General features: G+C 59.1%; 27 protein-coding genes and 1 pseudogene. 17 read left to right on the top strand and 11 right to left on the bottom strand.

Annotated features, from left to right (window positions below; all coding sequences use genetic code 11):
• The first annotated feature begins 16 nt into the window (after positions 1 to 16).
• Together M729_RS0113545 and M729_RS0113535 are read left to right on the top strand one after the other, a co-directional pair.
• Positions 17 to 364 (top strand): hypothetical protein, encoded by a 348-nt coding sequence (locus tag M729_RS0113545; RefSeq protein WP_027161854.1) that lies wholly within the window; start codon positions 17 to 19, stop codon positions 362 to 364.
• A 427-nt stretch (positions 365 to 791) separates the two neighbouring features.
• Positions 792 to 1,364 (top strand): metallophosphoesterase family protein, encoded by a 573-nt coding sequence (locus M729_RS0113535; protein WP_164752934.1) that lies wholly within the window; start codon positions 792 to 794, stop codon positions 1,362 to 1,364.
• A 237-nt stretch (positions 1,365 to 1,601) separates the two neighbouring features.
• Here the strand turns inward: M729_RS0113535 and M729_RS0113530 are convergent, their stop codons facing one another.
• Positions 1,602 to 2,033 (bottom strand): hypothetical protein, encoded by a 432-nt coding sequence (locus M729_RS0113530; RefSeq protein ID WP_027161853.1) that lies wholly within the window; start codon positions 2,031 to 2,033, stop codon positions 1,602 to 1,604.
• A 262-nt stretch (positions 2,034 to 2,295) separates the two neighbouring features.
• Between M729_RS0113530 and M729_RS0113525 the strand changes: the two genes are divergently transcribed.
• From M729_RS0113525 to M729_RS0113515, 3 genes are read left to right on the top strand one after another with little or no spacing between them, the layout of a single operon-like run.
• Positions 2,296 to 3,363 (top strand): glycosyltransferase family 2 protein, encoded by a 1,068-nt coding sequence (locus M729_RS0113525; protein WP_245267579.1) that lies wholly within the window; start codon positions 2,296 to 2,298, stop codon positions 3,361 to 3,363.
• Positions 3,338 to 4,030 (top strand): class I SAM-dependent methyltransferase, encoded by a 693-nt coding sequence (locus M729_RS0113520; protein ID WP_027161851.1) that lies wholly within the window; start codon positions 3,338 to 3,340, stop codon positions 4,028 to 4,030. The genes M729_RS0113525 and M729_RS0113520 overlap by 26 nt, the downstream gene beginning before the upstream one ends.
• Positions 4,023 to 4,472 carry a GtrA family protein gene (locus tag M729_RS0113515; protein ID WP_224673146.1) on the top strand — a complete coding sequence of 150 codons (450 nt, stop codon included), beginning with the start codon at positions 4,023 to 4,025 and terminating at the stop codon, positions 4,470 to 4,472. The genes M729_RS0113520 and M729_RS0113515 overlap by 8 nt, the downstream gene beginning before the upstream one ends.
• A 3-nt stretch (positions 4,473 to 4,475) precedes the next feature.
• Here the strand turns inward: M729_RS0113515 and M729_RS0113510 are convergent, their stop codons facing one another.
• From M729_RS0113510 to M729_RS1000000138385, 5 genes are all read right to left on the bottom strand, one after another.
• Complete coding sequence (locus M729_RS0113510) at positions 4,476 to 5,099, bottom strand: hypothetical protein (protein WP_027161850.1); 624 nt, start codon at positions 5,097 to 5,099, stop codon at positions 4,476 to 4,478.
• Entirely contained in the window at positions 5,086 to 6,333 is a 1,248-nt protein-coding gene (locus M729_RS0113505; RefSeq protein WP_027161849.1) for a hypothetical protein, read from the bottom strand. Before M729_RS0113505 ends, M729_RS0113510 begins: the two co-directional genes overlap by 14 nt.
• Positions 6,330 to 6,566 carry a hypothetical protein gene (locus tag M729_RS0113500; RefSeq protein WP_013525080.1) on the bottom strand — a complete coding sequence of 79 codons (237 nt, stop codon included), beginning with the start codon at positions 6,564 to 6,566 and terminating at the stop codon, positions 6,330 to 6,332. Before M729_RS0113500 ends, M729_RS0113505 begins: the two co-directional genes overlap by 4 nt.
• A 388-nt stretch (positions 6,567 to 6,954) precedes the next feature.
• Positions 6,955 to 7,863 carry a lipid kinase gene (locus tag M729_RS0113495; RefSeq protein WP_013525079.1) on the bottom strand — a complete coding sequence of 303 codons (909 nt, stop codon included), beginning with the start codon at positions 7,861 to 7,863 and terminating at the stop codon, positions 6,955 to 6,957.
• A gap of 20 nt (positions 7,864 to 7,883) precedes the next feature.
• A complete protein-coding gene (locus M729_RS1000000138385; protein WP_156949288.1) occupies positions 7,884 to 8,405 on the bottom strand; it encodes a hypothetical protein in 522 nt (173 codons plus the stop codon).
• A 297-nt stretch (positions 8,406 to 8,702) separates the two neighbouring features.
• Between M729_RS1000000138385 and M729_RS0113485 the strand changes: the two genes are divergently transcribed.
• The 6 genes from M729_RS0113485 (at position 8,703) to M729_RS1000000136475 (ending at position 15,141) form a co-directional block, all read left to right on the top strand.
• Positions 8,703 to 8,966, top strand: coding sequence for a hypothetical protein (locus M729_RS0113485; protein WP_013525078.1), 264 nt, complete (start codon positions 8,703 to 8,705; stop codon positions 8,964 to 8,966).
• 346 nt (positions 8,967 to 9,312) lie between these two features.
• Positions 9,313 to 10,704 (top strand): family 16 glycosylhydrolase, encoded by a 1,392-nt coding sequence (locus M729_RS0113480; protein ID WP_027161848.1) that lies wholly within the window; start codon positions 9,313 to 9,315, stop codon positions 10,702 to 10,704.
• Between the two features lie 101 nt (positions 10,705 to 10,805).
• Positions 10,806 to 12,551: a type I secretion system permease/ATPase gene (locus M729_RS0113475; protein WP_027161847.1), complete on the top strand. Its 1,746-nt coding sequence runs from the start codon at positions 10,806 to 10,808 to the stop codon at positions 12,549 to 12,551.
• A complete protein-coding gene (locus tag M729_RS0113470) occupies positions 12,551 to 13,861 on the top strand; it encodes an HlyD family type I secretion periplasmic adaptor subunit (RefSeq protein WP_027161846.1) in 1,311 nt (436 codons plus the stop codon). Before M729_RS0113475 ends, M729_RS0113470 begins: the two co-directional genes overlap by 1 nt.
• 417 nt (positions 13,862 to 14,278) lie before the next feature.
• The gene (locus M729_RS1000000139215) at positions 14,279 to 14,710 is read left to right on the top strand and encodes a hypothetical protein (RefSeq protein ID WP_244514442.1); all 432 of its coding nucleotides are present in this window, start codon (positions 14,279 to 14,281) and stop codon (positions 14,708 to 14,710) included.
• Positions 14,711 to 14,793: 83 nt separating this feature from the next.
• Entirely contained in the window at positions 14,794 to 15,141 is a 348-nt protein-coding gene (locus M729_RS1000000136475; RefSeq protein ID WP_013525073.1) for a hypothetical protein, read from the top strand.
• A 312-nt stretch (positions 15,142 to 15,453) separates the two neighbouring features.
• On the opposite strand, the gene M729_RS0113445 is transcribed toward M729_RS1000000136475, so the two are convergent.
• From M729_RS0113445 to M729_RS0113435, 3 genes are all read right to left on the bottom strand, one after another.
• Positions 15,454 to 15,879 carry a nuclear transport factor 2 family protein gene (locus M729_RS0113445; RefSeq protein WP_280940165.1) on the bottom strand — a complete coding sequence of 142 codons (426 nt, stop codon included), beginning with the start codon at positions 15,877 to 15,879 and terminating at the stop codon, positions 15,454 to 15,456.
• Between the two features lie 53 nt (positions 15,880 to 15,932).
• The gene (locus M729_RS0113440) at positions 15,933 to 16,547 is read right to left on the bottom strand and encodes a methyltransferase domain-containing protein (RefSeq protein WP_024504651.1); all 615 of its coding nucleotides are present in this window, start codon (positions 16,545 to 16,547) and stop codon (positions 15,933 to 15,935) included.
• A 179-nt stretch (positions 16,548 to 16,726) separates the two neighbouring features.
• Positions 16,727 to 17,041 carry a YMGG-like glycine zipper-containing protein gene (locus M729_RS0113435; RefSeq protein WP_013525070.1) on the bottom strand — a complete coding sequence of 105 codons (315 nt, stop codon included), beginning with the start codon at positions 17,039 to 17,041 and terminating at the stop codon, positions 16,727 to 16,729.
• A 269-nt stretch (positions 17,042 to 17,310) separates the two neighbouring features.
• Between M729_RS0113435 and M729_RS1000000139210 the strand changes: the two genes are divergently transcribed.
• Both M729_RS1000000139210 and M729_RS1000000139205 read left to right on the top strand, forming a co-directional pair.
• The gene (locus M729_RS1000000139210) at positions 17,311 to 17,502 is read left to right on the top strand and encodes a recombinase family protein (RefSeq protein WP_224673137.1); all 192 of its coding nucleotides are present in this window, start codon (positions 17,311 to 17,313) and stop codon (positions 17,500 to 17,502) included.
• Positions 17,503 to 17,871: 369 nt separating this feature from the next.
• Positions 17,872 to 18,057: a recombinase family protein gene (locus M729_RS1000000139205; protein ID WP_027161844.1), complete on the top strand. Its 186-nt coding sequence runs from the start codon at positions 17,872 to 17,874 to the stop codon at positions 18,055 to 18,057.
• A 35-nt stretch (positions 18,058 to 18,092) separates the two neighbouring features.
• Here M729_RS1000000139205 and M729_RS0113420 read toward each other — a convergent pair whose 3' ends face one another.
• Together M729_RS0113420 and M729_RS0113415 are read right to left on the bottom strand one after the other, a co-directional pair.
• On the bottom strand, positions 18,093 to 19,148 hold the full coding sequence (locus tag M729_RS0113420) for a sensor histidine kinase (protein WP_024504653.1): 1,056 nt from the start codon (positions 19,146 to 19,148) through the stop codon (positions 18,093 to 18,095).
• Positions 19,145 to 20,584 (bottom strand): ATPase domain-containing protein, encoded by a 1,440-nt coding sequence (locus M729_RS0113415; RefSeq protein WP_027161843.1) that lies wholly within the window; start codon positions 20,582 to 20,584, stop codon positions 19,145 to 19,147. Before M729_RS0113415 ends, M729_RS0113420 begins: the two co-directional genes overlap by 4 nt.
• 256 nt (positions 20,585 to 20,840) lie before the next feature.
• On the opposite strand from M729_RS0113415, the gene M729_RS0113410 reads away from it, so the two are divergent.
• The 4 genes and pseudogenes from M729_RS0113410 to M729_RS01000000134970 form a co-directional block, all read left to right on the top strand.
• Positions 20,841 to 22,757, top strand: coding sequence for a PAS domain-containing sensor histidine kinase (locus M729_RS0113410; RefSeq protein WP_027161842.1), 1,917 nt, complete (start codon positions 20,841 to 20,843; stop codon positions 22,755 to 22,757).
• Positions 22,758 to 23,490: 733 nt separating this feature from the next.
• Entirely contained in the window at positions 23,491 to 23,874 is a 384-nt protein-coding gene (locus M729_RS0113405; RefSeq protein ID WP_027161841.1) for a hypothetical protein, read from the top strand.
• A gap of 42 nt (positions 23,875 to 23,916) precedes the next feature.
• Positions 23,917 to 24,162 (top strand): hypothetical protein, encoded by a 246-nt coding sequence (locus M729_RS0113400; RefSeq protein ID WP_027161840.1) that lies wholly within the window; start codon positions 23,917 to 23,919, stop codon positions 24,160 to 24,162.
• A gap of 393 nt (positions 24,163 to 24,555) precedes the next feature.
• Positions 24,556 to 24,882: pseudogene (locus M729_RS01000000134970) on the top strand (helix-turn-helix domain-containing protein); the annotation flags it as partial.

Genomic DNA, 24,882 nt, shown 5'->3' with positions numbered 1-24,882 from the left:
CGTAGGAGTTCACAACATGCCGATAACAACCCGGAAGCAAAAGAGCGACTTTGCCAATGACAAACCCATCTTCGAGGAGGATGCTGCCGTACTGGAGAGCATCGCGGGCCACGAGGATAGACACGGTGCGGGACCGGGCGTTTTGGGGTCCCACGACATCGAACAGCCGATCGGCGCGCAGCCTCGAAGCGAGATCACGGGCCGTCACGACGAGGGAGCCGGCGCAAATGAAACGGTCGACGGGTTGAGCGACACCGAAGAGATGACCCGCAGCTTCGCTGAGGACATCCCTACCGGACGAAGCGAAGGAGATGATGAAGACGTTCCGGTTTTTGAGCGAGGGCGGACCAGAACGGATCTTTGAACCAACGACGATGCTCCGCCCCCGCCGGCTTGGTCGCGTGGCGCTTAGAAGCGCCTGTAGACTGGCTCACCCATAAAGCGCACCGCCGGTCCCTCCCCACGCCGGCGTGGAATTTATACACCTAAGGGCCGACCTGCTCGCTCGTTGTTGGAGATGATGCCGGTTGCAGGGCTCGGATGTTGTTTCATCGGCGTATCAGGCGGCGACGCTCGGCAGGTTAGCAGATCCGAGGGGGGAACAAACCCGGCACGGTGATGGTTCGGTGGCATCAAAAGGTGATTGGGAACGATGGGTAAGAAGCCCAAACAGCCCTCAGAAGCCACGGCGGATCGTGAAAGGGCGATCGAAGCGCTCTACTTTGCGCGCAAGTGCGGCCTCACCAAGGAGGAGGCACTCAAGATGCTCAGGGAAGCCCAAATCAGGATCGATGGTGGACCCAAAAAAAGCTCCGGCAACCGAACTTAGAAGCGATCGTCGATCGCTCGTCACAGCCAGCGGCGGCATGATCTTCTTCACCTCCGACACGCATTTCAACGATCCCCGCATTCTGCGGCTCGGCCCCCGCCCCTTCAGTTCATTGGCGGGGCATGACCAAGCACTGATTGAACTTTGGAACGAGACTGTTGCTCCAAGCGACGAGGTCTGGCACCTCGGCGACTTCGCCAAGGGATCTGCCGAGACAGTGTCTTCGCTGCTGTCCTGCCTCCACGGCACGAAGCACCTGATCATCGGCAACAACGACGGCGTGGTAACGCTCGGCGCTTCGGCTTGGGCAAGCGTCCAACACTACAAGGAGCTAACTGTCGAGGGCAGTTTCCTGGTTCTTTGCCACTACCCGTTCCGCACCTGGAACCAGATCGGCAAGAAATCAATAAACCTGCACGGCCATTCTCATGGCCGGCTGAAGCCAATGACGCGCCAGCACGATGTCGGCGTTGACGCCTGGGATTTTCGCCCAGTGACTTTTGCTGCCATTCAGGCCAGGCGCCGCCGAGGTTAGCGCAACAGAGGGCCGAGCGATCGACGTCTTCACGTCGTGATGCTAGCCGCAAAGAGAAGCCCAGAATCCTGCCCCTGGGAATGCAGCCTTGCCTGGAAGCACCGCAAGTAGAGCGCCCACCCGTCTGCGTGACAACCTTTGGGTGCCGAACCCCCTCGTCACCACGGCGGAGCGCTGGCGCGTCAATCGTTCATCCACCTCGCTCTGAACGAGCTTCAATCGCCGTCCTTGGCGACCTCAATGCCACATTCTTTCTCTGAGCCACTTGAGAAGCCTGTTCCCTCCGATTGACCGGCGGACTCGAGCGGCAGCCCACTGCCCTCTGAACGTGGTTCCGACATGGCAACTGCAGACGATGTCATGCAATTCCCCGTCGGACAGTTCGAAGAAGCGCTTTGCTTCCCCATAGGTGTCATCCTTCAGGCCTAACGCACGCAGTAGCGGGTCCTCGAAGGCCACTGTAATCGGCGAGCCCTCACCGCGCGCCGCGTCGCGAGCTTCGCGCTTCAGATACTCAGTGCCAGTAAGCGCTCTCAGGCGTCGCTCGGGACGTTGTTCCAGCAACTCTGCCCAGCGCTCGATTCGCTGTTGGCGGGTCATGATCGGGTATGTCGACAGGGGTTCTACATCTGCAATTGTCTGCAGTTGGCTTAGAGTTTGGTGTTCCATCGTCGGCTCCTTTTGATCGAAGTCCCTTCCCCACAAAAATTATCGCGCGCCGACGCGCTGACAAGAGCTGGCAAGGCGGCCTTACCCGACAATGGATTGCGAAATGACGAAACAGCGCATTGCTCCGCCGGCGCGCGAAACGATATCTCACTCCTAATCAGAGCGAAGACGTTCCGAACGGACAGTTCGCCACCCGCCTACGGCAACTGTTAAATTAGCAACGTCTTATGGAACTTTGGGGCTGGCGTTTCATTTCATCGGCATGGAGGCCACTGTGATCCAAGGTACCGGGACCGGAGCGAACGTGTCGCTGCGCTACTCACTGGTTCTGCCGATATACAACGAAGAACAAGTGCTGCCTCGCCTGGTCGAGCGCATCAGGTTGCTAATCCACCAGCTGGACGGTGAGACCGAGGCTATTTTCGTTGATGACGGAAGCCACGACGGTAGCGTCAGATACCTTCGGTGCGTGGTTGCCGCCGAGCCTCGTTTTCGGCTGATCGAACTTTCGCGCAATTTTGGGCATCAGATAGCAATTACAGCCGGTATGGACGCCGCCCAGGGGGATGCTGTCATCGTCATGGATGCCGACCTCCAAGACCCACCCGAGGTGGTCCTCGATCTGGTGGCGAAGTGGAAGGAAGGTTTCGAGATTGTCTATGCCCGGCGCGTTAAACGCGAAGGCGAATCTTTGTTCAAGCGCTTCACGGCAAGTCTCTTTTATCGCTTACTGGAAAAGATGACGACCGTCGACATTCCGCGCGACGTTGGAGATTTCCGGTTGGTCGGCCCCAAAGCGCTGAGAACTTTCAGACAGATGCCCGAACAGGATCGCTTCGTCAGGGGCATGTTTGGCTGGATGGGATTCAAGCAGGCGGCGGTGCCGTTCGAACGTCCAGCACGAGCCCTTGGCCAGACCAAATATCCATTCTGGAAGATGGTGCATCTTGCTGCTCACGCCATCGTCAGCTTCTCGGAACGGCCGCTGCGCCTGGCGCTCTGGGGTGGCTTGGCCATTTCTGCGCTGGCCGTCGCCTTTGGTGCGTTTGCAATTTATGCCTGGGCTTTTGAAACCGGCGTTGTTGCCGGCTGGACCTCGACCGTGATGATTGTATCGCTCCTGTGCGGCATCAACCTTTTCATGACCGGCGTAGTCGGGATGTATGTCGGAAGCATCCACGCTGAAGTGAAACGGCGCCCACTTTACGTGATCGATCGCCTCACCGGCTTCGACCGGGCGATGCCTGCCGTTCCCGTCAAGAACCGACGATCGTCTCGAAAATCCCGGATTGGAGTGCCGGCCAATGTCCGAACTCTTCGACAGTTATAGATCGATCTATGACGAGACAGTCCAGGGATCGATCCGATTTTCGGGGCTTAAGCACGACTTCTTTCTTAAGGCCAAGGCCGAGTTTCTGCGACGCGTTGTGGTTGAACGAGGGCTGGGCCCTGATGGCTCGGGTGTGCGGGCGCTTGATGTCGGCTGCGGCGTAGGCGTTCTCCATCCATTTCTCAAAGGCGCCTTCGCGTCCCTGGACGGCTGCGACATCTCGCCGGACTCCATCCTGCGTGCCAGGGAGGAAAATCCTGGCGTCATGTACAAGGTCTGCTCCAGCCTGACCCTGCCATACGACAACGGCGTCTTCGATCTGGCCTTCGCCAGCTGCGTCGTCCATCATGTACCGCCAGCTTCCTGGCTTGAGTTCGTACGCGAGATGCGGCGCGTCCTTCGCCCGGGCGGTGTCGCCTGCATCATCGAGCATAATCCCTATAACCCGCTGACGCGTCTGGCTGTGTTCCGGTGTCCCTTCGACCGAGATGCCGTGCTGCTCAGCGCAGCCAAAACAGCGTCACTCTTGCAGATGACAGGCTTCACGAACATCCGGTCCGAGCACTTCCTGCTGCTGCCGTCAGGCAGACCGTTTGCCCGAAACGTCGAGCGCATGCTCGCCCGCCTGCCGTTGGGAGCACAGTATGTGTCTAGTGCGCGTGCCTGAGCACCTGTCTCCCGGCGACGACGCGCTCACGCTGCTGGCACGCTTCGGCATGGTCGGCATCTCTGCCACAATTCTGTATGCCGCTTTGGTTGCCGCTTTTTCCAAATCGCAACTGCTCGGTTTCACGCCCATCCAGGCTTCGCTTGGGGCATATGCCGCAGCCACCTTGTTTTCGTATCTCGCGCACAAATACCTGACGTTCGTGTCGGGCCGGTCGCATCGAACCGCAGCGCCACGTTTTCTCCTGCTGGCGGCAACAGGCTTTGCCATTGCCTATGGCGCGCCGGCACTTATGACGGTGAAGCTGGGCTTGCCGCTCGTCGTTCCCGTCCTGATTACGTGCCTGCTCGTTCCCACCATCAATTTCTTCGTCCTTGACCGGTGGGTTTTTGCCGATCGCCGTCCCGGTCGGCAGGGCAACCGCTCCCGCCAGCGGCGATAATACTTAAACGGCGTCCAGTCGAAACGACACCAATTTGATGGAGCGTTTGTAAATGCTGCTGGCGGCCTTGCTGGGCGGGATCCCGTCGAGATAGTCAAACGTCATCTCGAACGTGCTGGCGTTCGAAAAAGCTGCGTGCGGAATGAAGAACGAGACGGTCATGGGTTGCTTGCCCGACAGCGTAACCTTATGCACGGATACGCCATGGACTGAGATAATCACCCTCTGGGTCATCTGTGGCGGACGAACGACAGCGGCCATTTGTAGCGTTGCCTTTAGGCCGTCGCGAAGCGGCGGTATCTGCAGGCGGAGCCGCGAGGTTTCACCCAGCGAATGCGTGCCGTCGGCTGCTGGCCCCGACCAGCCACAAACTTTCATGCCGGAAGCCCGTCTGGCGCCGTCGGACCGGAAGGACACTGTCTGGCCGAGTGAGTAGATGCCAACGGTATCGCGGTTGAGGCAGGTTGTCGTGCGGTCGATGTAATAGGCCCGATAGTCGGGGTGGACATTCGGATGGAGAGCCAGCGCAAGGATGAGGATTTCTGACACGGCCAAAGCCGCGGCGAGCGCGTAACACCCAAGCGAGATCGCGCGTGCGTAGGGGTTGCCGACGTCAGACCAAAGCAAGGTAGCCCCCAATCCATGCCACTGTCATGAAATAGCAGGCGACCAGAAAGAGAAACAAAGCGGCTATCCAGGTCAGTTTCGATGCCGACAGCAAGAACGCCATCAACAGTATCAGAGGCGCAAGCCCAATGACGTATCTGACCATGGAGGCCAGATTCGTAATCAATGGCACGACAATGCTGATCGCGCAAAAGATACCAGCGCCATATTGCTTGCGAGCCATCAGCACGACTGATAGCGCCAGCCCGGCGATTGCCGCGAGCGCACTCCATTGCGGCGCCGTGGGCAGCCACCCGGTCTTGGGAAACGCTGAGAGGCCGTCCCACAGAAACAGGATCGGGTTCCCAGCCACTCGTCCAAAGGCGCGTTGGACGTGCAGGAACGCAAAGCCGTCGCCGACAGTGACATACAAAAACAGGATGTAAGCGAACAAGCCGGCAGGCGAGATCAAGATAGCGACGAGCAGATCCGGCCGACCGAGCACCCAACGAGGAAAGGAGAGTGGTGAGCCGCCCCCTTTCCGATGCTGTTGGAACATTTCAATGACGGTCGCAAAGACGACAAGGACCCCAACAAGCCGCGTTGCCGAGAGGAGCGCTGACGAGATGCCAGCGGCGGGATAGCTGGAGCGTTTGAGTGCCAGGAAAACGCTCGAGGTCAGGAGCACGAAAAGAGGTTCGGAAAGGAAAGTGGTGAAGTGGAAGGAGAACGGGCCACTAAGCAAAAAAGCGCAGTACAGCACATAGGCCTGCATGTTCTTCTTCAGCAGCGGCCATGCCACCAGACATGCGGCGTAGCTGCATGCAAGTGAAGCGACGGTTGCGACCACTATCGTGGGGAAAGGAAAAATTGCTCGGATCACCGCTACCAGCAACGGGTAGAATGGAAAGAAGCCCCATCGTCCGACATTGCTTTGGTTCGGGATGGGAAAGCGCTCGTAGCCGCGTTCGGAAATATCCACATACCAGTGGCAATCCCATCGGCAGAGCGCACGAGCATAAGCCTCGAAGCCTGGCTCTGCCAATGTTGAAGCAACAGCGGCATAACGGATGGCAAGGCCAGTGAAACCGAACAGGAGCGGGACTGCCACCACCGCTGCCGCTACCATGTGGCGCCTGTTGATCGTCGGGCCGTAGTCGGGGAAAATCTCGAACTGCTCTGCGCCCTTCATCGACGGCGCATCGCCGGGGCTCTTGATGGCCGGGACGAGATTGTCAGTCCCGGATTTTCTCATCGCGAAGCACCGGCGCGGCGCGTTTCCATCCCCTGATGGGAGCCCGCTTCGACTGTGACCAAACCGCCGACCGTGGCCTTGCCAGCTTCATAGTCGACCGGCGTGGCGTGGCCCGGCGCCTTTGCCTTCTCCGGCGCGTTGCTTGCCCGACGGTCGTCGCGCAGTTCCAGATGAGTGACGCCGCCTGCCGTCACCTCGAGCCCAAAGTCGATGCCAGTCTGTCTCTGCGCCATGTGAGAGATTCTGGAGCGCGGCCGGCGGTCGTCAAGAGGTTGCTAATATTCGAACGGCAAAGGGCAACAATCCTTTGCCTGCATCACATATCAGTTCATTTTGAACCAGCCTTCGGGAACGCCTAAGGGCCGCGTTCGGCACCTTTGCCAAGGCGCGTTGTAACAAGCCGCAGCAACCGTTTGCATTCCGGCTCATGACGCAAAGCTCCGGCCAAGGACTCTTTTCAGGCCGGTCGTGCCAAGCGGCCACGGCCCCAAGTCGCGCATGTCGACCTGCTAGCAACAGACCAAGGAAATCATAATTTGTCGAGCTCGCCGCTTCTCGTATGGACCGGTCGTTGTCGCCGTTTTGATGACCTCGGGACGATCGTGGGGCCAAATTGCTTGCCTAGTGGAGGTCAGCGTCGTCGACGGGCGGAGGCGCGAAGACCGAGATCGCCTTTGGATGGACCTTGAAATGGGCTGGTGTCGAGGTGACGATCTCACCATCGGTGTTGACCGGCATCGGCTTCTCCGTCTCGATGTCGAACTCGACGCACCTAGCCGTGCGCACCTCTCGCCAGGCGCCATGCCTTCCAGACCGGAAGGAGCGGAGCATCAGCGCCAGCTTCCAGAGGTTCGTCATTTCCAAGCTATAAAGATCGAGATGTCCGTCATCGATCTCGGCCGTCTCTTCCACCACGTTGCCGCCGCCGTAATGGCGACCGTTTCCCACCGCAATCTGGTAGGTTTCGACGTCGGTCGACGCGCCTTTCTCAATAATCTTCGCGTGGAATCGCGTGGCCCGCGTCAACACTTTCACCGCCGCCAGCGCATAGCCGAGCCTGCCGAAACGCTTCTTCAAAGTGGGATCCAGACCCTTCGCCAATTCAGTGCTGAGTCCGATACTCGCAACGTTGAAGAAGGCATTGCCATTGACCGTGCCGATATCGATCTGCCGGAGTCGGCCCCGCACGATCACGTCAGCGGCCTGCAGAAGATCCATAGGGATGTCGAGTGTGCGAGCGAGGTCATTAGCCGTTCCCATAGGAATAATGCCCATCGGCAGGCGGCTTTCCACTACAGCCATCGCCGCCGCCGACAACGAACCATCGCCACCGCACACGACCACAAGGTCCGCCGTTTGGCGCAAGCGAACGATGTCACGAGCGATCTCCGGCAACGCCTCGAACTTTTCGACAGTGACAGAAAGCCGGCCGCGCTCCAGCCGCTCCACAATCGGGGCGATCAGCTCCTGGCCGCGCCGCGCCTTTGGATTGAGGAGCAGCAATGCGCGCCTTTTGGCCAGTTTGCTCATTCAAAGATCGATCCGATGGTTCATAACGCATGCACACAAGGCGGCTGTTCATTCGACCGCAGCCGACGTTTTTGGCTCTCCGGACCTACCTCCACCGCGGTTGCGAACGGCGCAATTTTTTGACCTCCAGCGGCCCCTGGATCGCTATCCGAGTTCGTGGCCGTCACGCCGTGCACAACCGTCCTGGCAATTTCGCACAGGTTCTGGTGGTGCGTGAGATAGACCACTTGGCCAGCACATGCCATTCCCAAACAAGCTGAAACCTCCTCGGAGAGGACATGGTCGAAGGAATGATCATCGGCGCGCCTATTTATCGCGGAAGAGGTTGAAGCGCGGTCGATCGCATCGCGGATATATCCGGGGCGGATTTGCAGTCCGTCCTTCAGCGCGCCGCTTTGATGCTCCGGAACGTCGCCGGCGTCCCGCTGGAGCCTGAGACAGAAGATGCGCTCAAGCCCATTGCCGGAGAGATTTAAATCGGCAGCGCCAGATCGGCCTGGCTCTGTAAAATCTGGGAGCCGGTCGCGATTGGCCGGAACCAAACAGAACAGCCGTAATTATCAGCCGAGGGAAGCAACCGCATAGGAAGCGGAACGATGGCTGAAATTCTTGAAACTTGGCAGTTCAAGGTTGCGCTTCAAACGTGCTGAGAAATCGTTGAGGCGCGCAAAGGAAGAAACGGACAGGAAAAATGGCGTGGTGAATATCGCCCTGTGCTGCAGGGTCCGGGCAGCTCAACAGCGCGTGACGGAGGCCTCGGGAGCGCCAGACCAATATCTATACGCGGGCGGCCTCCAAATCACCCCCGAATGGACATGAAATGGCGAGGAGTTGCCGTCATGACAATACTGTTTGAGCCGCTGGACTCGGATTACCATAAGCGCAGCGTGCTTTACCACGCCACGCGGTTGTCGATGCTCCACGATCGAATGCTGATGCGTTTCGACAAGGTAGACGAAGCGGCCGATAAGGTTGAAGCCGCAGCGGCCGTGCTGGTCGATATCACCCACGGCTCTGCCCTTGACGCGTTCCAGAACTCGGTGTTGCGGAATTCGTCGGCAGATTTCCTTCAGATGGAAACGGGTCAGACCCTCGGCCTCTGATCTGCGAGGAATGGCCGCAAGCGTTCGGCGGCTAGGGGGAAGGTCCCGCATCCGCGCCCGATGGGCAGGGCTCTCGCGGGTGTCCCGCCAAACTTGCGATTCGGGTCCAAGGTTCCGCTCAGAAGCCTGCCACGTTTCGGCAGCATTCTCGTTGGTGCGCGCTCTTCGCCCAACCGGCCCCAGTCGCCCCACTTCACGCTCAAGCCAGCTTCGCCTGACGGACGCGTCCTACCCCTCGGGCATTAACGTTTTGATAACCCTCCTGAGTTTGAAGACAAAACCTATCGGCTCCTTTTGCCTTGCATCGTGTTAGGGCTTGGAACAAACCAACGGAGCTGCAAGCAAAATGGCCGCCGTAACCAATGCCAAGGGCGTTCCGCTCCCCTATAGTGGGTCCTCCGCAAGGTGGTACTCGGCGACGAATTCGGGCCCGGCCCTCTACGGCAGCATCTACAACGATTCGCTGTATGGCGACGGCAGCGTCAGCGTTACGATGTATGGCGGCCAGGGCGACGATATCTACTACCTGTACTCCGCGAAAAACAAAGCGGCGGAGCTGCCCAACGAGGGCATCGATACGATCTCGACCTGGATGAGCTACAGGCTGCCGGCGAATTTTGAGAATCTGACGGTCACCGGCGATAAACAATATGCCTTCGGAAACGCATTGAACAATATCGTCGTCGGCGGTTCCGGCCAGCAGACGCTCGACGGCTTGAAGGGCGACGACGTTCTCAAGGGTGGCTCCGGCGCTGACATTTTCGTCGTCAAACCAGGCAATGGCAGCGACCTTATTCTCGACTTCGGCGCCGACGACACCGTGCGCGTCGGAGGCTACGGCTTCCTCTCTTTCGACCAGGTGCACGCCGCCATGGTGCAGTCGGGATCGAACGTCCGACTTACCCTGTCGCCAACCGAGTTTCTCGTCTTCGAGAACAAGACCATCGACCAGTTCAGCGCCAACCAGTTCGATCTCGCCCTGGACAAGTCGCATCTGACGCTCACCTTCTCGGACGAGTTCAATACGTTGAACCTGCACAGCGGTTCTAGCGGGACCTGGGATACGAACTTCTGGTGGGGTGCTCCGAACGGCAGCTCGCTCACCACCAACAGCGAGCTTCAGTGGTATATCGACACCAGCTACGCCCCCACGAGTTCGGTCAACCCGTTCAGCGTACAGGACGGTGTTCTCACCATTACGGCCGCCCGGGCTCCCGATGCGATCAAGCCCTACATAAACAACTATGATTACACGTCAGGTCTGCTGACGACCTACCATTCCTTCGCACAGACCTACGGCTATTTCGAAATTCGAGCCGACATGCCCGAAAAGCAGGGTGCATGGCCGGCCTTCTGGCTTCTTCCGGCGGATGGCTCCTGGCCGCCGGAACTGGACGCAGTGGAGATGATCGGCCAGGATCCCAACAAGCTCACCCTGACCAGCCACTCGAATGCCACGGGGTCGCATACAAAAGTGACCTCGACCGTATATGCAGCGGATACCGCAGGGTTCCACAAATATGGGGTGCTTTGGACCCCAAGCGAACTGGTCTGGTATTTCGACGATGTCGAAGTTGCCCGCGCACCAACGCCTGCCGACATGCACAAGCCAATGTATATGCTGGTCGACCAGGCTGTCGGCGGCATGGCGGGAGCGCCCGCCGACGGGCTTGCCACCCCTTCTGAAATGCACGTCGACTATGTTCATGCCTACGCGCTGAATGAATGGTTCATCTAGGTGCCATGCTGGAAGATGGAGTGAAACCGACATCCTTCACCAACTGGTCTCGAACGCGTTCATTGCCGCTTGCCGCCGCACTAGGCCCGAGGTGAAGGACGATGTCTCACTCCCGCCCTTCTGAGCCGCCGCGAACAACGCTCACGGCCGTATTGGCTTCCTTTCGGCGGGCATTCGCCGGCATCGCCTTGATGAGCGGGGTCGTCAATGTCCTGGCGCTGACCGGCTCGTTCTTCATGCTGCAGGTCTACGATCGCGTCATCCCCGGCCGCAGCGTGCCGACGCTTGTCGGCCTTTGCTTGTTTGCGGGCACGCTGTTCCTCTTCCAGGGCGTTCTTGAGCTGATCCGATCGCGGCTGCTGGTGCGTATCGGCATGGCGCTCGATGCGCGGCTCAGCGGGCAGGTCTACACCGCACTGATGCGTCTGCCGTTGCGCACGAAGCTTCCCGGCGATGGCTTGCAGTCATTGCGGGACCTCGATCAGGTCCGATCGTTCCTGTCGAGCGCTGGGCCGACCGCGCTGTTCGACCTGCCCTGGATGCCGCTTTATCTCGCAATCTGTTTCCTGTTCCATTTCTGGATCGGCATGACCGCGCTCTTGGGCGCCATCATTCTGTTTGCCCTGACCTTACTGGCGGAACTACGCACGAGGGAGACGGCGAAACGTGCTAACAGCCAGGCCGCTTCGCGCAACACGCTGGCGGAAGCGACACGCCGCAACGTCGAGGTGCTTCAGGCAATGGGTTTTGGCCCACGCATTGCCGATCGCTGGTCTGCCGTCAACGACGACTATCTCAAGACGAATGCCAAGGCGAGCGATTTGGCGGGGACGCTCGGAACGATTTCGAAAGTCGTGCGCATGATGCTTCAATCCGGCATCCTGGCGATCGGCGCCTGGCTCGTCATCCATCAGGAGGCAACAGGAGGCATCATGATTGCCAGCTCGATCATAATGAGCCGGGCGCTGGCACCGATTGAACTCGCGATCGTGCATTGGAAGAGCTTCGTCAGCGCCCGCCAGGCCGGGGCCCGCCTCACCCACCTTCTGGGGCTGCTGCCCGAGGCTGCAACAACTGTCTCGCTGCCGCCGCCGTCGTTTCGCCTCTCGGTAGAGCGCATCAGTGTGGCGCCGCCGGGCGAGCGCCGCCTTGTCGTCCAGGATGCGGGCTTCGTGCTGGAGAAGGGCGCCGGCCTCGGCATCATCGGTCCGAGCGCTTCGGGAAAATCCTCGCTCGTCAGAGCCATCGCCGGCGTCTGGCTGCCAGTGCGCGGTACCGTCAGGCTCGACGGTGCGACGCTCGACCAGTGGTCGTCGGAAGACCTAGGCAAGCATGTCGGTTATCTGCCGCAGGATGTCGAGCTGTTCGACGGCACCATTGCCGAGAACATAGCTCGCTTCGAAACCCGGCCCCCCTCGGACAAAATACTGACCGCTGCGCGCGCCGCCGGTGTTCATGATCTGGTGGTTCACCTGCCTGAAGGTTATGAAACGCGCATTGGCGAGGCCGGGTCGGCGCTTTCGGCGGGCCAGCGACAGAGGGTCGCTTTGGCGCGTGCTCTCTATGGCGATCCGTTTCTTGTCATACTCGACGAGCCGAATTCCAATCTCGATGCCGATGGCGAAGCCGCCTTGACGGCGGCGATCCAAGGCGTGCGCGACAGAGGCGGCATGGCCATCGTGGTGGCGCATCGCCCGAGTGCATTGCAAAGTCTTGACCAGATCCTTGTCATGACGAACGGCAGCATTCAGGCCTTTGGCCCGAAGAATGAGATCATGACCAATGTGACCCGTCCCATCAGCGTTCCGTTGAAAGTTGTCCCAAGTCCTGAAGAGGCGGCGCTCTGATGCCGGAGAGGGCGACATCGGTGATCGACCGGGCCATTCGACGTTATCTGCTTGGCGGCATTGCGACCTCCATCCTACTGGTCGGTGGAGCGGGCAGCCTTGCCGCCGTGATCGACCTCTCTGGCGCGGTCATTGGATCGGGAAAGCTGGTTGTCGATTCCAGCGTCAAAAAGGTGCAGCATCCGACGGGCGGCGTGGTCGGCCAAATCTTCGTGCGCGAAGGCGATGCCGTGCAAGCGGGACAGGTTCTGATTCATCTGGATGAAACCGTCACCCGCGCCAATCTGGCCATTGTCACCAAGAGCGCGGATGAACTCGATGCCCGCCTGGCACGTCTCAAGGCCGAGCGCGATGGTGCGGACGCCATCGGTTTTCCGCCGTCGCTGATGTCTCGGCGGGACGATCCGGATGTCAGCGGAACAATGGCCGGAGAGCAGTCGCTCTTCGAGTTCCGCCGGCAGGCACGCGCTGGCCAGAAGGCGCAGTTGGCGGAACGTATCTCCCAGCTCGCCGAAGAAGTCTCCGGCCTGACCGAGCAAAAGGACGCCAAGAGCCAGGAAATCAAGCTGATCGGAACCGAGCTCGCGGGCATGCGCACATTATGGGAGCGCAAGCTGGTCCCGATCGATCGCATCACCGCGCTCGAGCGCGAGGCCGTGCGGCTGGAGGCTGAACACGGGCAGTTGATCGCGGCGATAGCGCAGTCGAAAGGTCACACGTCGGAAATCCGCCTGCAGATCATCCAGATCGATCAGGATCTGCGCAGCGAAGTCGCCACGGAGCTGCGTGAGGTCCAGGCAAAACTCTCGGAGCTAGTCGAACGCAAGGTATCGGCCGAGGACCAGCTCAAGCGCATCGACATTCGAAGCCCGCAGGCCGGCGTCGTCCTTCAGCTTGCCGTACATACGATTGGGGGTGTCATCACTGCGGGCGAACCGGTCATGCTCATCGTGCCGGTCGCGGACCGACTGACCGTCGAAGCCCGTGTCGCTCCACAGGACATCGATCAGCTGAAACAGGGGCAGGAGGCGACGCTGCGGCTTTCGGCCTTCAATCAGCGGACCACGCCTGAACTCAACGGAAGCGTCAGCAAGATCTCCGCCGATCTCAGCACCGACGAGCGCACCGGCGCCGGTTATTACACCGTGCATATCGTTTTGCCGCGCACGGAACTTGCCAGACTCAAAAGACTGACCCTGGCGCCCGGCATGCCGGTCGAGGTGTTCTTCACGACCAGCAGCCGCACGATGCTGTCCTATCTCGTCAAGCCCCTGGCCGATCAGATTCAGCGAGCATTCCGGGAGGAGTGAAGCGCGCCTGGGCTGCAGCGACCGGCCGCTTCCCGCCGCGAGCATTCATCGGCTGGGAAATTGGCAGAATGCTGCTTTCGGTTTATTGATCCTCGACGACTCCCTGCTGGCCTCGATCCACTGGCCGCCTCCGAGGTAAAAGGCATGGGGACGTCGAACGCGGGCACGTTGGCTTCAACGCTCAACCGGCCTAGGGGTTAAGGACCGAGTGGAGCCGCGCCTTGAGGGTGGCTGCAGCATGCCAGGACATAGCCGACCGAGTTCTGCCGCGTCCGGCATGGCCAAAAATAGGAATTGACCCCTCGCCCGAGTCAATTCTTGCTTGACATTTATGTTCCCGTTCTGTTCACTTCCCGAGCCTGCCGGAAAGGCCAACTGCCATGCTCATGCCGATCATCACGTAAGGCGCTCAAAGGGATGAACCTGCTCAACGGCGAACTTAGGAGCGACTTGATGTGCTCCCTCCATCACGCGTGCGACACGCTAGGAGGAACCGCGATGGGAACGATGTACTTCGATGCCGAGGTCAAAGCCGAGTTGCACTCTGAAGCCGTGAAGCTTGTCGCCCGCTACGAAAGCCCGCTTGAGACCGTGAAGGCGCTGATGGCCTACAACCGCGAGCCAGAGACTCAGATACTCGCCATAGCCCAGGCATCCGGGGATAGGTTCCATTGGCTACGACGATACGCCCCCTGTTGTAGGATGACCGGCGTGGACATTGCGAAGTCCCGCCCTGCGGCTAGGATAGCGCGGATGAACGGAACGACCTCCGAGGCAGCTTGTGCTGACGCACTCGCGGCGCTCCGCACGGCAGGGCGAGGCCGGGAAACGAAGTTGCCCATAAACTGATCGGAGGAGACTTGGTATTGCAACCCCTCGCGCGACCTCGGCAGGTTGAATCGTTCCCGGCGTGACAGGAGAGCTTTTTAGCCATGCATGACCTTATCGCTTTCATACAAAGCAACTCTGCGCTGGTGGCGGCTAACCCGTTGGCCTTTGCTACGTCTGCCGCATTGTTCGGCGCCGGCGGATTTGCCGTGGGGCGCTATTTCCTTGCGGAGCGCATTGCCAATCTGGAAAGCCGGATTGCGCGGCGCGACGAGGAGATCACGGACCTGAAGGCCAAGCAGAAAGCACCGGACCCGGAAGGCCCTGTGCCTCTATTCGAGATGACAGAGATGCTTCCCCCTGCGCCGTTCAACTTCAACCGGCTGTTGGTCAGCGGAAAAACACCCTCCAGGTTGAATAGTTTACTCTCCCAACAGAAAGCACCAGGCTGATCGTGGTCACGGCCTTCCACCGTCATGAGACCGGCGACCTGCAAACCGGCAAGCATGCTGGCCTCATTGCGTGGTCGCGCGAGGGTAACCCTTCGGTGGCTTATGGCGAGCCGACGACTCTGTTTGCGGGTGGCGACGTGCCGGACATGGAATAGCTGGAGGTGGTTTCATCCTTGGCAGCTACTTTGAATGCGTTCCGGAATTCTGAGGTTGGCATTTCGTCGGCGAGTGCAGCGATGCAAACGCGCATCGCGTAATCCACCTGTTTTGGAATGCGGGACAACGAAAAGATCCGACAGGAATGCCAACCCCCTACTCCACGATCTTCCAGTATGAGTCCTTGCGGATCACCTTTCCGTCACGAAATGTGTAGAAATCGCAACCTCGAACTTCCTTTTTGACGCCCTCGCGGGTGGTGCCGGTGAGGGTCCATTTCGATATGCCGGTGTTGGCAGCCTCGTCCGCAAAGTGCTGTCCACTGCCGTAATGCACATCGGGCAAACCCTCAAAGCGTGTCGCTAGCGCGTCTCGTACGCTGCGCTTGCCCTCGCAGCGCGTTCCCCAAGGCTCGGCCCCCCTTGGCATCTCCAGAACGCAGTCGTCGGCAAAGAACGCCATGATGCGGTCCAGATCGTGCGCATTGAAGGCCTCGCAAAGCTCCGTCAATGTGGCTCGAATGTCCATTCGCGAACGGCTCCTCGGATTTCGAAGTAGGTCACTGGCGGCGGATCCGGTCAAGTGTCCAGCCAGACACCCTGGCTATGACCGGGATGGAGCGCGGCTTCCGCCACTCACCCCTTCTTAGCGAACGCCCAGACCATCAGCGGGTATTCCTCGTCGTTACTGAGATCCCGCCACAGGCCGTAGGCGCGAACAGGGCCACCGATATGGGCCCTGGCGCAGGCCTTGTTGCCCCAGCCGTGGACCTTGACGTTGGCTTCGGGGAAGCCGCCGTCCACCATCAGCTGCTTGAGTCCGGCGGGCGTCCATCTGTTGTAGTCGTGCGGTCTGGCGTGCACGCGAAACAGGAAGGGCGTTGCCACCATCGCCCAACCGCCGGGTCGGGTCATGGCGTGGATGTTCCGCACCGCCGCCTGCGGACGCTGCACGTGTTCCAGCACCTGGTCGGCGATGACGATCGAATACTGCTCATCGGTGCGGTCGTTGCAGATGTCGAAGGCGGGGAAGTCGACAGAGCGGTAGTTGGAGCACATCGTGCGCCAATAGCGGTTCCAGCCGGGCGAGATCTCGATCACGTCGGAGGATTTACGGTTGCTGGCTTCGAGAAAGAGGCTGAAAGCCTCGATCTGGCGGATACGCAGCCAGTTGCGGGAATCATAGCCAAGCAGCCGCTTGGCTGCCTGTTTGCCACGGCTCTTCAGGGTGCCGGCAAGGCTCTCAGTCATCACGACCTCCAGAGACCCGCCGTCCTTGCTGGTAGCACTATGTTATGGGCAAAAGATGACAACGCAGCGCCGCCGCCGGCGGCGCGATCAGAAACAATGTACCAGCAGGGCCACCGCCCCACAGTGGAGCTTCCGTTCCCATTTCCCACTCAGACAACGGATGAGCAGACTAACCCTGCTTAATAATCGCCGTTGTAGTACCTGTCGTCGCACGGCGCCGTGTAGATGCGGCCGCGGCGGTCCTGGTAGCGGCACATCTGTTCGCCGCGACGCTGCGGCGTAGTGGCCGAGCCGACGACGGCGCCGAGCAGGGCGCCGCCGGCAGCGCCGATGAGCGTGCTTTCGGTGTTGCCGCCGATGGCCTGACCGACGAGGGCGCCGCCAGCGCCGCCGATCAGAGCGCCAGTTCCGGCCCGCTGCTGGCCTTCGGTCTGCGCGCACCCGGCCAGTGCCGCGGTCATCAGCACGGCGGCTATGACTTTGTGAACGTTCATGTAAGGTCTCCCTTGAAGGCCTGATATCCCTATGGCTTGCCACCTGCGGCTGCAATGCGGCGGAACGGGGGCACGAGCCGTCACGATAAAAGACATGGTTTCTCGGGTGTTGATAGAAGCCTGCCTGCTATTTTCCTCGCTTCTCGTTTTATGGCGACAAGTCCCATTCGGTACAAAGTGTCGATCATTGTGTAACGAGATTGAAGCCTCATACCGCTAGGATCGTCCGGTTCAAGCGGACGTTCAATCTGCCTTCCAGGCGCTAAATGATGGAACAGGCGCACACGGTCCGTCGACCTGCTGAGAACGCACAGCGCGTGCGCGCAGCTCAATACCTGCGAATGTCCACCGACCACCAGAGCTATTCGATCGACAATCAGAAGGATGCAATCCGTGAATTCGCGGATGCGATGAACTACGACACCGTGGCCACATACGAGGACGCCGGTCGCAGCGCTTGAACCTCGAAGCAAAGGCTGTTGGCGGATGTCGAAACGAAGAACGCGGATTTCGAATCGTCATCGTCTACGATGTGAGCCGCTGGGGGCGATTCCCGAACCCCGATGAGAGTGCGTCGTACGAGTATCGGTGTCGTGTTGCCGGCGTTGAATTGAATATTTTGGCGAACAGTTCGCAAACGATGGCAGCATCGGATCAGACCTGCTCAAGGCGATAAAGCGCACGATGGCGTGCCGAGCACAGCCGGGTGTTGTCGGTCAAGGTGTTTGCCGGCCAGTGCAGGCTCGTTCGAATGGTGACACCGGCAGGGAGGGTCGGCCGGCCTGGGCCTGAGGCGCCGGTTCATCGACCAGCTTGGGTGCACAAAGACCATGCTCGCTCTCAAAGAGTACAAGGGCCTCCAGACGGATCGGGGCATCCTCGTGCCTGGACCACCTGATGAAATTGCGACGGTGCGCTGGATCTACCATGAATACGTGAAGGCTGGTCGGACCGAGCTTCAGATTGCGCGGTCGTTGAATGCCAAGGGAGTGGTCACCGGTCTCAACCGACCTTAGAATTTCCGCTGCCCAAATTGTAGGCGCTGCCGCGATCAGCCTAGCCGTTCATCGGGTGCAAGGCGGGACAGTAGGCCGCGAATAGAGAAACGCAGGCCATCCGACGCGAAAACAAGATCTGGAGCCTCTCCAAATAGGCTGGTCAATGCGGCGCGCATATAGCGTGTTCCATACCCTACTCGCGAGGGTTGAACTACCGACGGTCCTCCTGATTCGATCCATCTCAGCGTCAGCACTGGTTCCGAACTCGCCGTTATATTCCATTCCAATCGTATCCTGCCTTCGGGGCGGGACAAGCCGCCATATTTAATGGCGTTTGTTGCTAGTTCATGAAGCGAGAGGGCGAGAGTTGTACCGGCATCGCGCGAAAGCAGCACCTCGGGTCCGTCGATCGTGATGGCAGTTTGTTGCTTGGAAAGGTATGGCGCGAGGACCGATTTTGCGACATCCGTTAAGGCCACGGTCTCGCCACCGGCAGCAAAAACTGCAGAATGAACATCCGACAAGGCTCTCAATCGCCCTTTGAAGTCTTCTGCAAGCCCTTCTGCCGAGATCGCACCGCGCCTGGTCATATCGAAGATGGATATGACGGTCGCCAGGATGTTTTTCACTCGATGATTTAGTTCAAGGCGGAGTTCCGTCTCCCGCTCAAGATAGTCACGCACGTCGCGCTGGCGAATTCTGGTGAGGAGTGCCGACTGGATTCCGCTTATTAGTTCGAGCGCAGCCACTGGACGCTGATAGTATATCTGACGTGAACGTGGCCAGGCAGCACTCAGCGCCGCTTGGATGCGTGACTGCTGTGCCCCACGGTCCAACAAAACAACGATTGGGATTTCCGACCAATTCGGCTGCGACTGAAGGAAACTTTCAACTGTTGCGATAGCCTGAGGATTTAAGGCTTCATGGGTAACAACCAGCACTCCAGGGGACAGTGCAAGCAATCCCTCTAAGTCCTCGGGGCTCGCCGCTCGAGCCCGTAAACCACGTTCCTGCAGCAGGGAGGCGGTGTAACCAGCATCCTTGCGGTAAGGCGCCAAAATGAGCACCCAATCCAGTGTTCCCAGCCCGTTTCGCTCGACGTCGCTCACGTCTCGGGCAGAGGATTGTAGGCAACCACGGAAACGCCGGAACTCGCGATGAACAGTTCCCGGACATCGAGATCGTGGGGACCGTGGCGTTTCTTGACGACCGTGATATTGCGCCTCAGACGGCCTTCATGCTCGGACATGCGCAGCAGAAGCACGGTGTCGCCGAGAAAACTGACGTCCACGTCGATCCCAACATTCTGCCCGAGCAAACCATGCTGGGCGACAATGAGCATGGTTAGCACGTCAGCGCGAGCGAGATGTTTCAGGAGAGACTGGATGTCCAGCACCGCCTTTTCCCGGTGGGGAAGAGAATTCAGATAGCCGGTGAAGCTGTCAATCACGACTACCCGGGTATTGTTGCGACTGACGACTTGCTGCACAATCTGGCCGAACTCTCCGGGCGAGATTTCGTTCGGACTAAAATCGTAGATGACGAGTTGGCCATCCCTGTAGAACTGCCGAAGATCCATCCCAAGTCCCTCGGACCGGCGAAAGAAAGTCTCCAGCCGCTCCTCAAACAGGAACAGGGCCACGCTTTCGCCCCGCTGAAGCGCGGCAGTGGCGTAAAGCGACGACATCGTCGACTTGCCTGTCCCCGACTGACCAATCACGAGCGTTATGGTTCCCGATTCCTGGCCGCCGCCGAACATCTCGTCGAGAGCGTCTACCCCTGACTTGATCAGCTGCGGCTTGGTCACTTCGGCAGGCGACCCGGGCACAATCCTCGGAAAAACCACAACGCCTTCGCCTTCGCGAATAGCCATATCGTGATAACCGTCTGCAAACGGCACACCGCGCAGTTTGCTGACTTCAATACGCCGCCGCACGCCGCCGTAGTCCTCGAGAGATTTATCAAGCCGGATCACGCCGTGGGCAATGCCCTCGATTTCCTCGCCATTGTGATCGCCTCCGCTGGTCTGGGTGTCGAGCAACACCGCCACAATGCCCCGCTTGGCCAGGAAGGCCTTGAAACCAATCAGCTCGCGCCGGAACCTCGGTGTGTCGCCGGTAATCAGCCGGATCTCGAGCAGCGAGTCATAAACAAGCCTGTGTGGCTTGTGTTCTTCAATCGCGCATTCAATCGCCTTGCGCGTCTCATCCAATCGAAGGTCCGCAGTCTGGAAAATCGTCTGATCGGCCGCTCCGCTCAGGGTCTCCGAAGCGGACAATTCCTCAACGCGGATGCCATCAAGCGTCCAGCCGTGTGAGGACGCAATCGCTTGCAGTTCGGCGGCGGTTTGCGAAAGGCTGACATAGATGCAGCGTTCACCGGCTGCCACACCAGCGCGCAGGAATTGCAACGCCGCCGTCGTCTTGCCTGCGCCTGGATCGCCTTGCACGATATAGAAATTTGAAGCGGGCAATCCACCGCGAAGAATTTCGTCCAAGCCGGCAATGCCGGAACTTACAACGGGCTGCTTCTTTCGCTCGGTCATTCCGCCATCGTCTCCAAACAGGAATCGCAAGCCGCCAGTATCACAGGTTCGAAGTAGAACTGGGTGGAGCGATCGGCGGCCCGGCCCGGTATCTGAAATTCCAATTTCTGTAATGGCCGCGCCCCCGTCAGGCAAGTAGCTCGTTGCAGGCCACGGCAGTCACGGCCTGTGCCACAGCGCGCACGCCTTCCCATCGTCTGTGGAACCATCCAAGACGCCAGCAGTTTCACAGAGTTAACAAATGAACGGATGGGGTATGATTCAAGGAACCGTCGATAAAGCCGATGAGGATCGCTACCGCGTTCTCGTCGAGGCCGTTACTGATTATGCGATCTATATGTTGGACCGTTCGGGAACCGTGACGAGTTGGAACGCGGGGGCCGAGCGGTTCAAAGGCTATTCCGCCAGCGAGATCATCGGTCAGCATTTCTCGTGCTTCTACACGGAGGAGGATCGCGAAGCTGGTCTTCCATCGCGGACTCTGGAGACAGCAGTCCGCGATGGCAAATTTGTGACCGAGGGCTGGAGGGTTCGTCGCGACGGGACTCCTTTCTGGGCTCACGTTGTGGTGGATCCTATACTCGATCCAAGCGGCAAACTAACCGGCTTCGCCAAAGTCACCCGTGATCTTACCGAGCGCAAGAAAGCGGAGGAGGAAATCCGGAAAAATCAGGAGCAGTTCCAGCGTCTGGTTCAGGGCGTGACGGACTACGCGATCTACATGCTTGATCCTGAAGGCGTAATCACGAGCTGGAACTCGGGTGCAGAACGCATCAAAGGTTACTCGGCCGACGAAATAATCGGCAAGCACTTTTCTCAATTCTACACGCCCGAGGATCGCGAGCGAGGCAGTCCGCAAAGTGCCCTGGAGATCGCCGCCCGTGAAGGGCGAGTTGAGCGCGAAGGCTGGCGTATACGCAAAGACGGCACTGCGTTCTGGTCGCACGTGGTCATCGACGCCATTCGGCACGAGGATGGCGAACTCCTGGGGTTCGCGAAGATCACACGCGACATTACGGAGCGGAAGAAGGCGCAGGAGTCCTTGGATCAGGCACGTGAGGCCCTTTTCCACTCCCAAAAAATGGATGCGATCGGCAAATTGACGGGCGGCGTCGCTCACGATTTCAATAATTTGCTGATGGCGATTCTGGGTAGTCTTGAGCTGCTCCGCAAACGGCTTCCCGACGATCCACAATTGCTGCGTCTTCTCGACAACGCGGTGCTCGGCGCGCGACGGGGAGCGTCCTTGACGCAGCGCATGCTGGCCTTTGCCCGGCGGCAGCAACTCGATCCAAAGCCTGTCGATTTGATAGGGCTCATACACGGAATGAAGGATCTCTTGGAACGATCGCTGGGCTCAAGGGCGATCATAGAGACGAAATTTCCGCTCTCGCTTGATCGTGTGATGGTTGATGAAAGTCAAATCGAACTCGCATTGCTCAATCTGTGCGTCAATGCCAGGGACGCGATGCCTGGCGGCGGAACGATCGTCATCTCCACTCGGATGGAACAGGTCGGCGAAAGCAAAGAGGCTGGCTTGGCCCCGGGCCCCTACGTCTGCCTCTCGGTAGCAGACGCTGGCGAAGGAATGGACGAAGAAACACTAGCTCGGGCGACAGAACCGTTCTTCACCACAAAAGGCGTAGGCAAAGGCACGGGTCTCGGTCTGTCTATGGTCCATGGGATGACAGAACAAATGGGCGGGCGCCTGACGCTTAGGAGCCGCAAGGGAACCGGAACCACAGCGGAACTATGGCTGCCGATCGCAACCGCGAGCTCGGAAGTCGCGCGCGGGCCGGATGTTCTTGCCGAGGAAGCCATTGAGACGGCGTCGCTGCGGATTCTGGCAGTGGATGACGATGCACTGGTCCTTTTGAATACCGCGGCAATGCTCGAGGATCTCGGCCATACTGTCGCGGAGGCGCATTCTGCGGCGGCAGCCCTCAGGTTGCTGGAGGAGCAGCCGTTCGACCTCGTCATAACGGATCATGCTATGCCGAAGATGACGGGCCTGCAGCTATCGAATACGATCAAAGTCCAGTGGCCGAACGTACCCGTCATTATAGCAACGGGCTACGCCGAACTCCCGGGGACTCGCGACATCAAAATTCTCAGCAAGCCGTTTACTGAAGAAGAATTGGCGAACGCAATAGCAGCCGCTAATGTCGCGTAGGGTCGCCTTAGAGACCACCCCCTTTGAGTTCCTTGATGCGTCAAGCTGGGACAAGACCCTCCAATATTTTTCTCTGAGAGTACTTGCGAAGCGGCAACCTGCTCGGCGGTCAGAAGGGAGTTTTCTATGGAAAGTGTACGTTCAAGCAGCCGATTCGTGCGAGAGGACGACTTCGTTCTTCGAAAGATCGCTCTGGTCGCCTGCCCTACCAGCCTATGCCGCACTTAGCTCCCGGATCTAACTGTTTGCAAGGAATTGGGAACCCGCGAGGCGTTGTTCTCGCAGTCGCGCAGTCAAGCAGGAGTGCGGACAGGGCCTACCCAGCAGCGAAACAGAAGCGCTGGCGCTGGGTCTTCACCGGGGCTAAGGGCCATGTACGAGCTACCCTGCATGTCCGATTTTCAGCCTGCGCTAATATTGTAAATGAATGGTGACTGTGCGCACCGACTTCTCCGGGTCGTTGTGTTTGGCGTCCCTGTGGTTCCCGAAGGGCCGATATACTCCACCAGCGCGAGGCATGACCGCTCAGATTCTGTTGGTCGGCGCCAGGGTTCGCGCACCTCTGCGCCGGCCGCCACGGCACTTTGAGGTGAAGTGCCGCTCACCGGAGCTAGAACCCAGCAATTGGCCGACAATCGCCGAATAGCCGATTGGTTGAAAACGTACAGCGAATCCGTTGGGGTTATGCTGGACAACAGGGTAAACAATTCCTTTCGCTGGAAGGGAGGCCGCGATGGTTCGAACGCATTTAGAAGTTGCACAAGCCGTAATCGCAACCGGCTATCTTGTTCGGCATAATTCCATGATCGGAACTGCCAAGTTTCGCCAAGACGTGGATCGTTCAAGGCGCGCAATCGAGACATCGCGCGAACTGCTCAAACGCCTTCGCCAACGTCACCACGATGACATGGCGCGAGGGTGGGAAGATCCGGGCGTGGCAAGCGTCGCCGTCTCCGCCTTTGACGCCGACATTCTCCGCTCGGCATTCCGAGAGTTGGTCAGGCAAACGGGTGTGCCTGAGTATCAATGGCGTGATCTGGCCACGAGCCTGGCACATGAATTCGCCGGGTGCGAGCGAATGGAAACTGGCCTGGTGGATTGGATCACCAGCAAGTAGCGCTACAAGGAAACCTTTTTGGGGGTTCGGAATTAGGGTCGCATGGCCCGCTTCTTCTTTGATTTAACCGACGATGGCGAAGTCTTTCCCGATCCTGAAGGAACCGGAATTGCGAGCCGGGAAGCCGCTGAAGATGAGGCAGCAAGAGCGTTGCTTGAAATGGCCAAAGACCGGATGCCGGACGGCACTTTCAGAGAGGTTGCCATCCATGTCCGCGATCACACCAGCAAGCTCCTATTCACCGTGAAGGTCACGGTCGAGTTGGTGCGTGAGCCGCCCGATAGATGAAGACGCGGCCCTAGCTATTCATTATGGCTGCGCACCAACGCCAGCGGCATGCGGTCGCTGAGGCTGACATCATCCTTTCCGAACATCACGTCAACGCGCCGCATTATTGCTGAGTCCCACTAGCTGCTACAGCGGCTAGTCGAGAAGGCAGGCGCTATCCAGCCCTAAGGGGAGAGCTGGTTCCTTATTCCACCGGATAATGTCGACATCCTTCCAAGATGCACATCATGCCCGCTTTTGCCTCGATCAGGAAATAGTCAGATTCGTACGGAGCAGAGTCTGTACGATTCCAACCCTTTAACTTTGTACACCCCTGATTTGTAATTGGGCGGCCGAGGGGCCGCCGTGCATCAGGTTGCATTTCACTGTCAATCGCGCGCCAGAGGGCGTATCCTGTTGCGCTATGTCCACTACTTCCACATCCAGACCAGCTATACGGCCCTGATCAACGCAAAATCAAACCTTGAAGAGCGGTTGGCGCGCTGGCTNCTAATGTGTGACGATCGGGTCCACGGCGAGCGCCTTGCGATCACCCATGAGTTTCTNGCCGTCATGCTTGGAGCAAGACGCCCAGGCGTTACCGTTGGGCTGCAAGTGCTGGAAGGACGTGGTTTCATCTATTCTCGACGTGGCGAAGTGCACATCAGGGACCGCAGCGGACTTGCGGCCTGCGCAAACGGCACCTACGGCAAGCCAGAAGCCGATTACGTTCGGCTAGTT

Origin of the sequence: Mesorhizobium sp. WSM1293 (assembly GCF_000513875.1) — a bacterium.
Lineage (GTDB): Bacteria > Pseudomonadota > Alphaproteobacteria > Rhizobiales > Rhizobiaceae > Mesorhizobium > Mesorhizobium ciceri.
The sequence above is the reverse complement of the archived record's forward strand: the minus strand, read 5'-3'. Positions and strand labels throughout refer to the sequence as shown.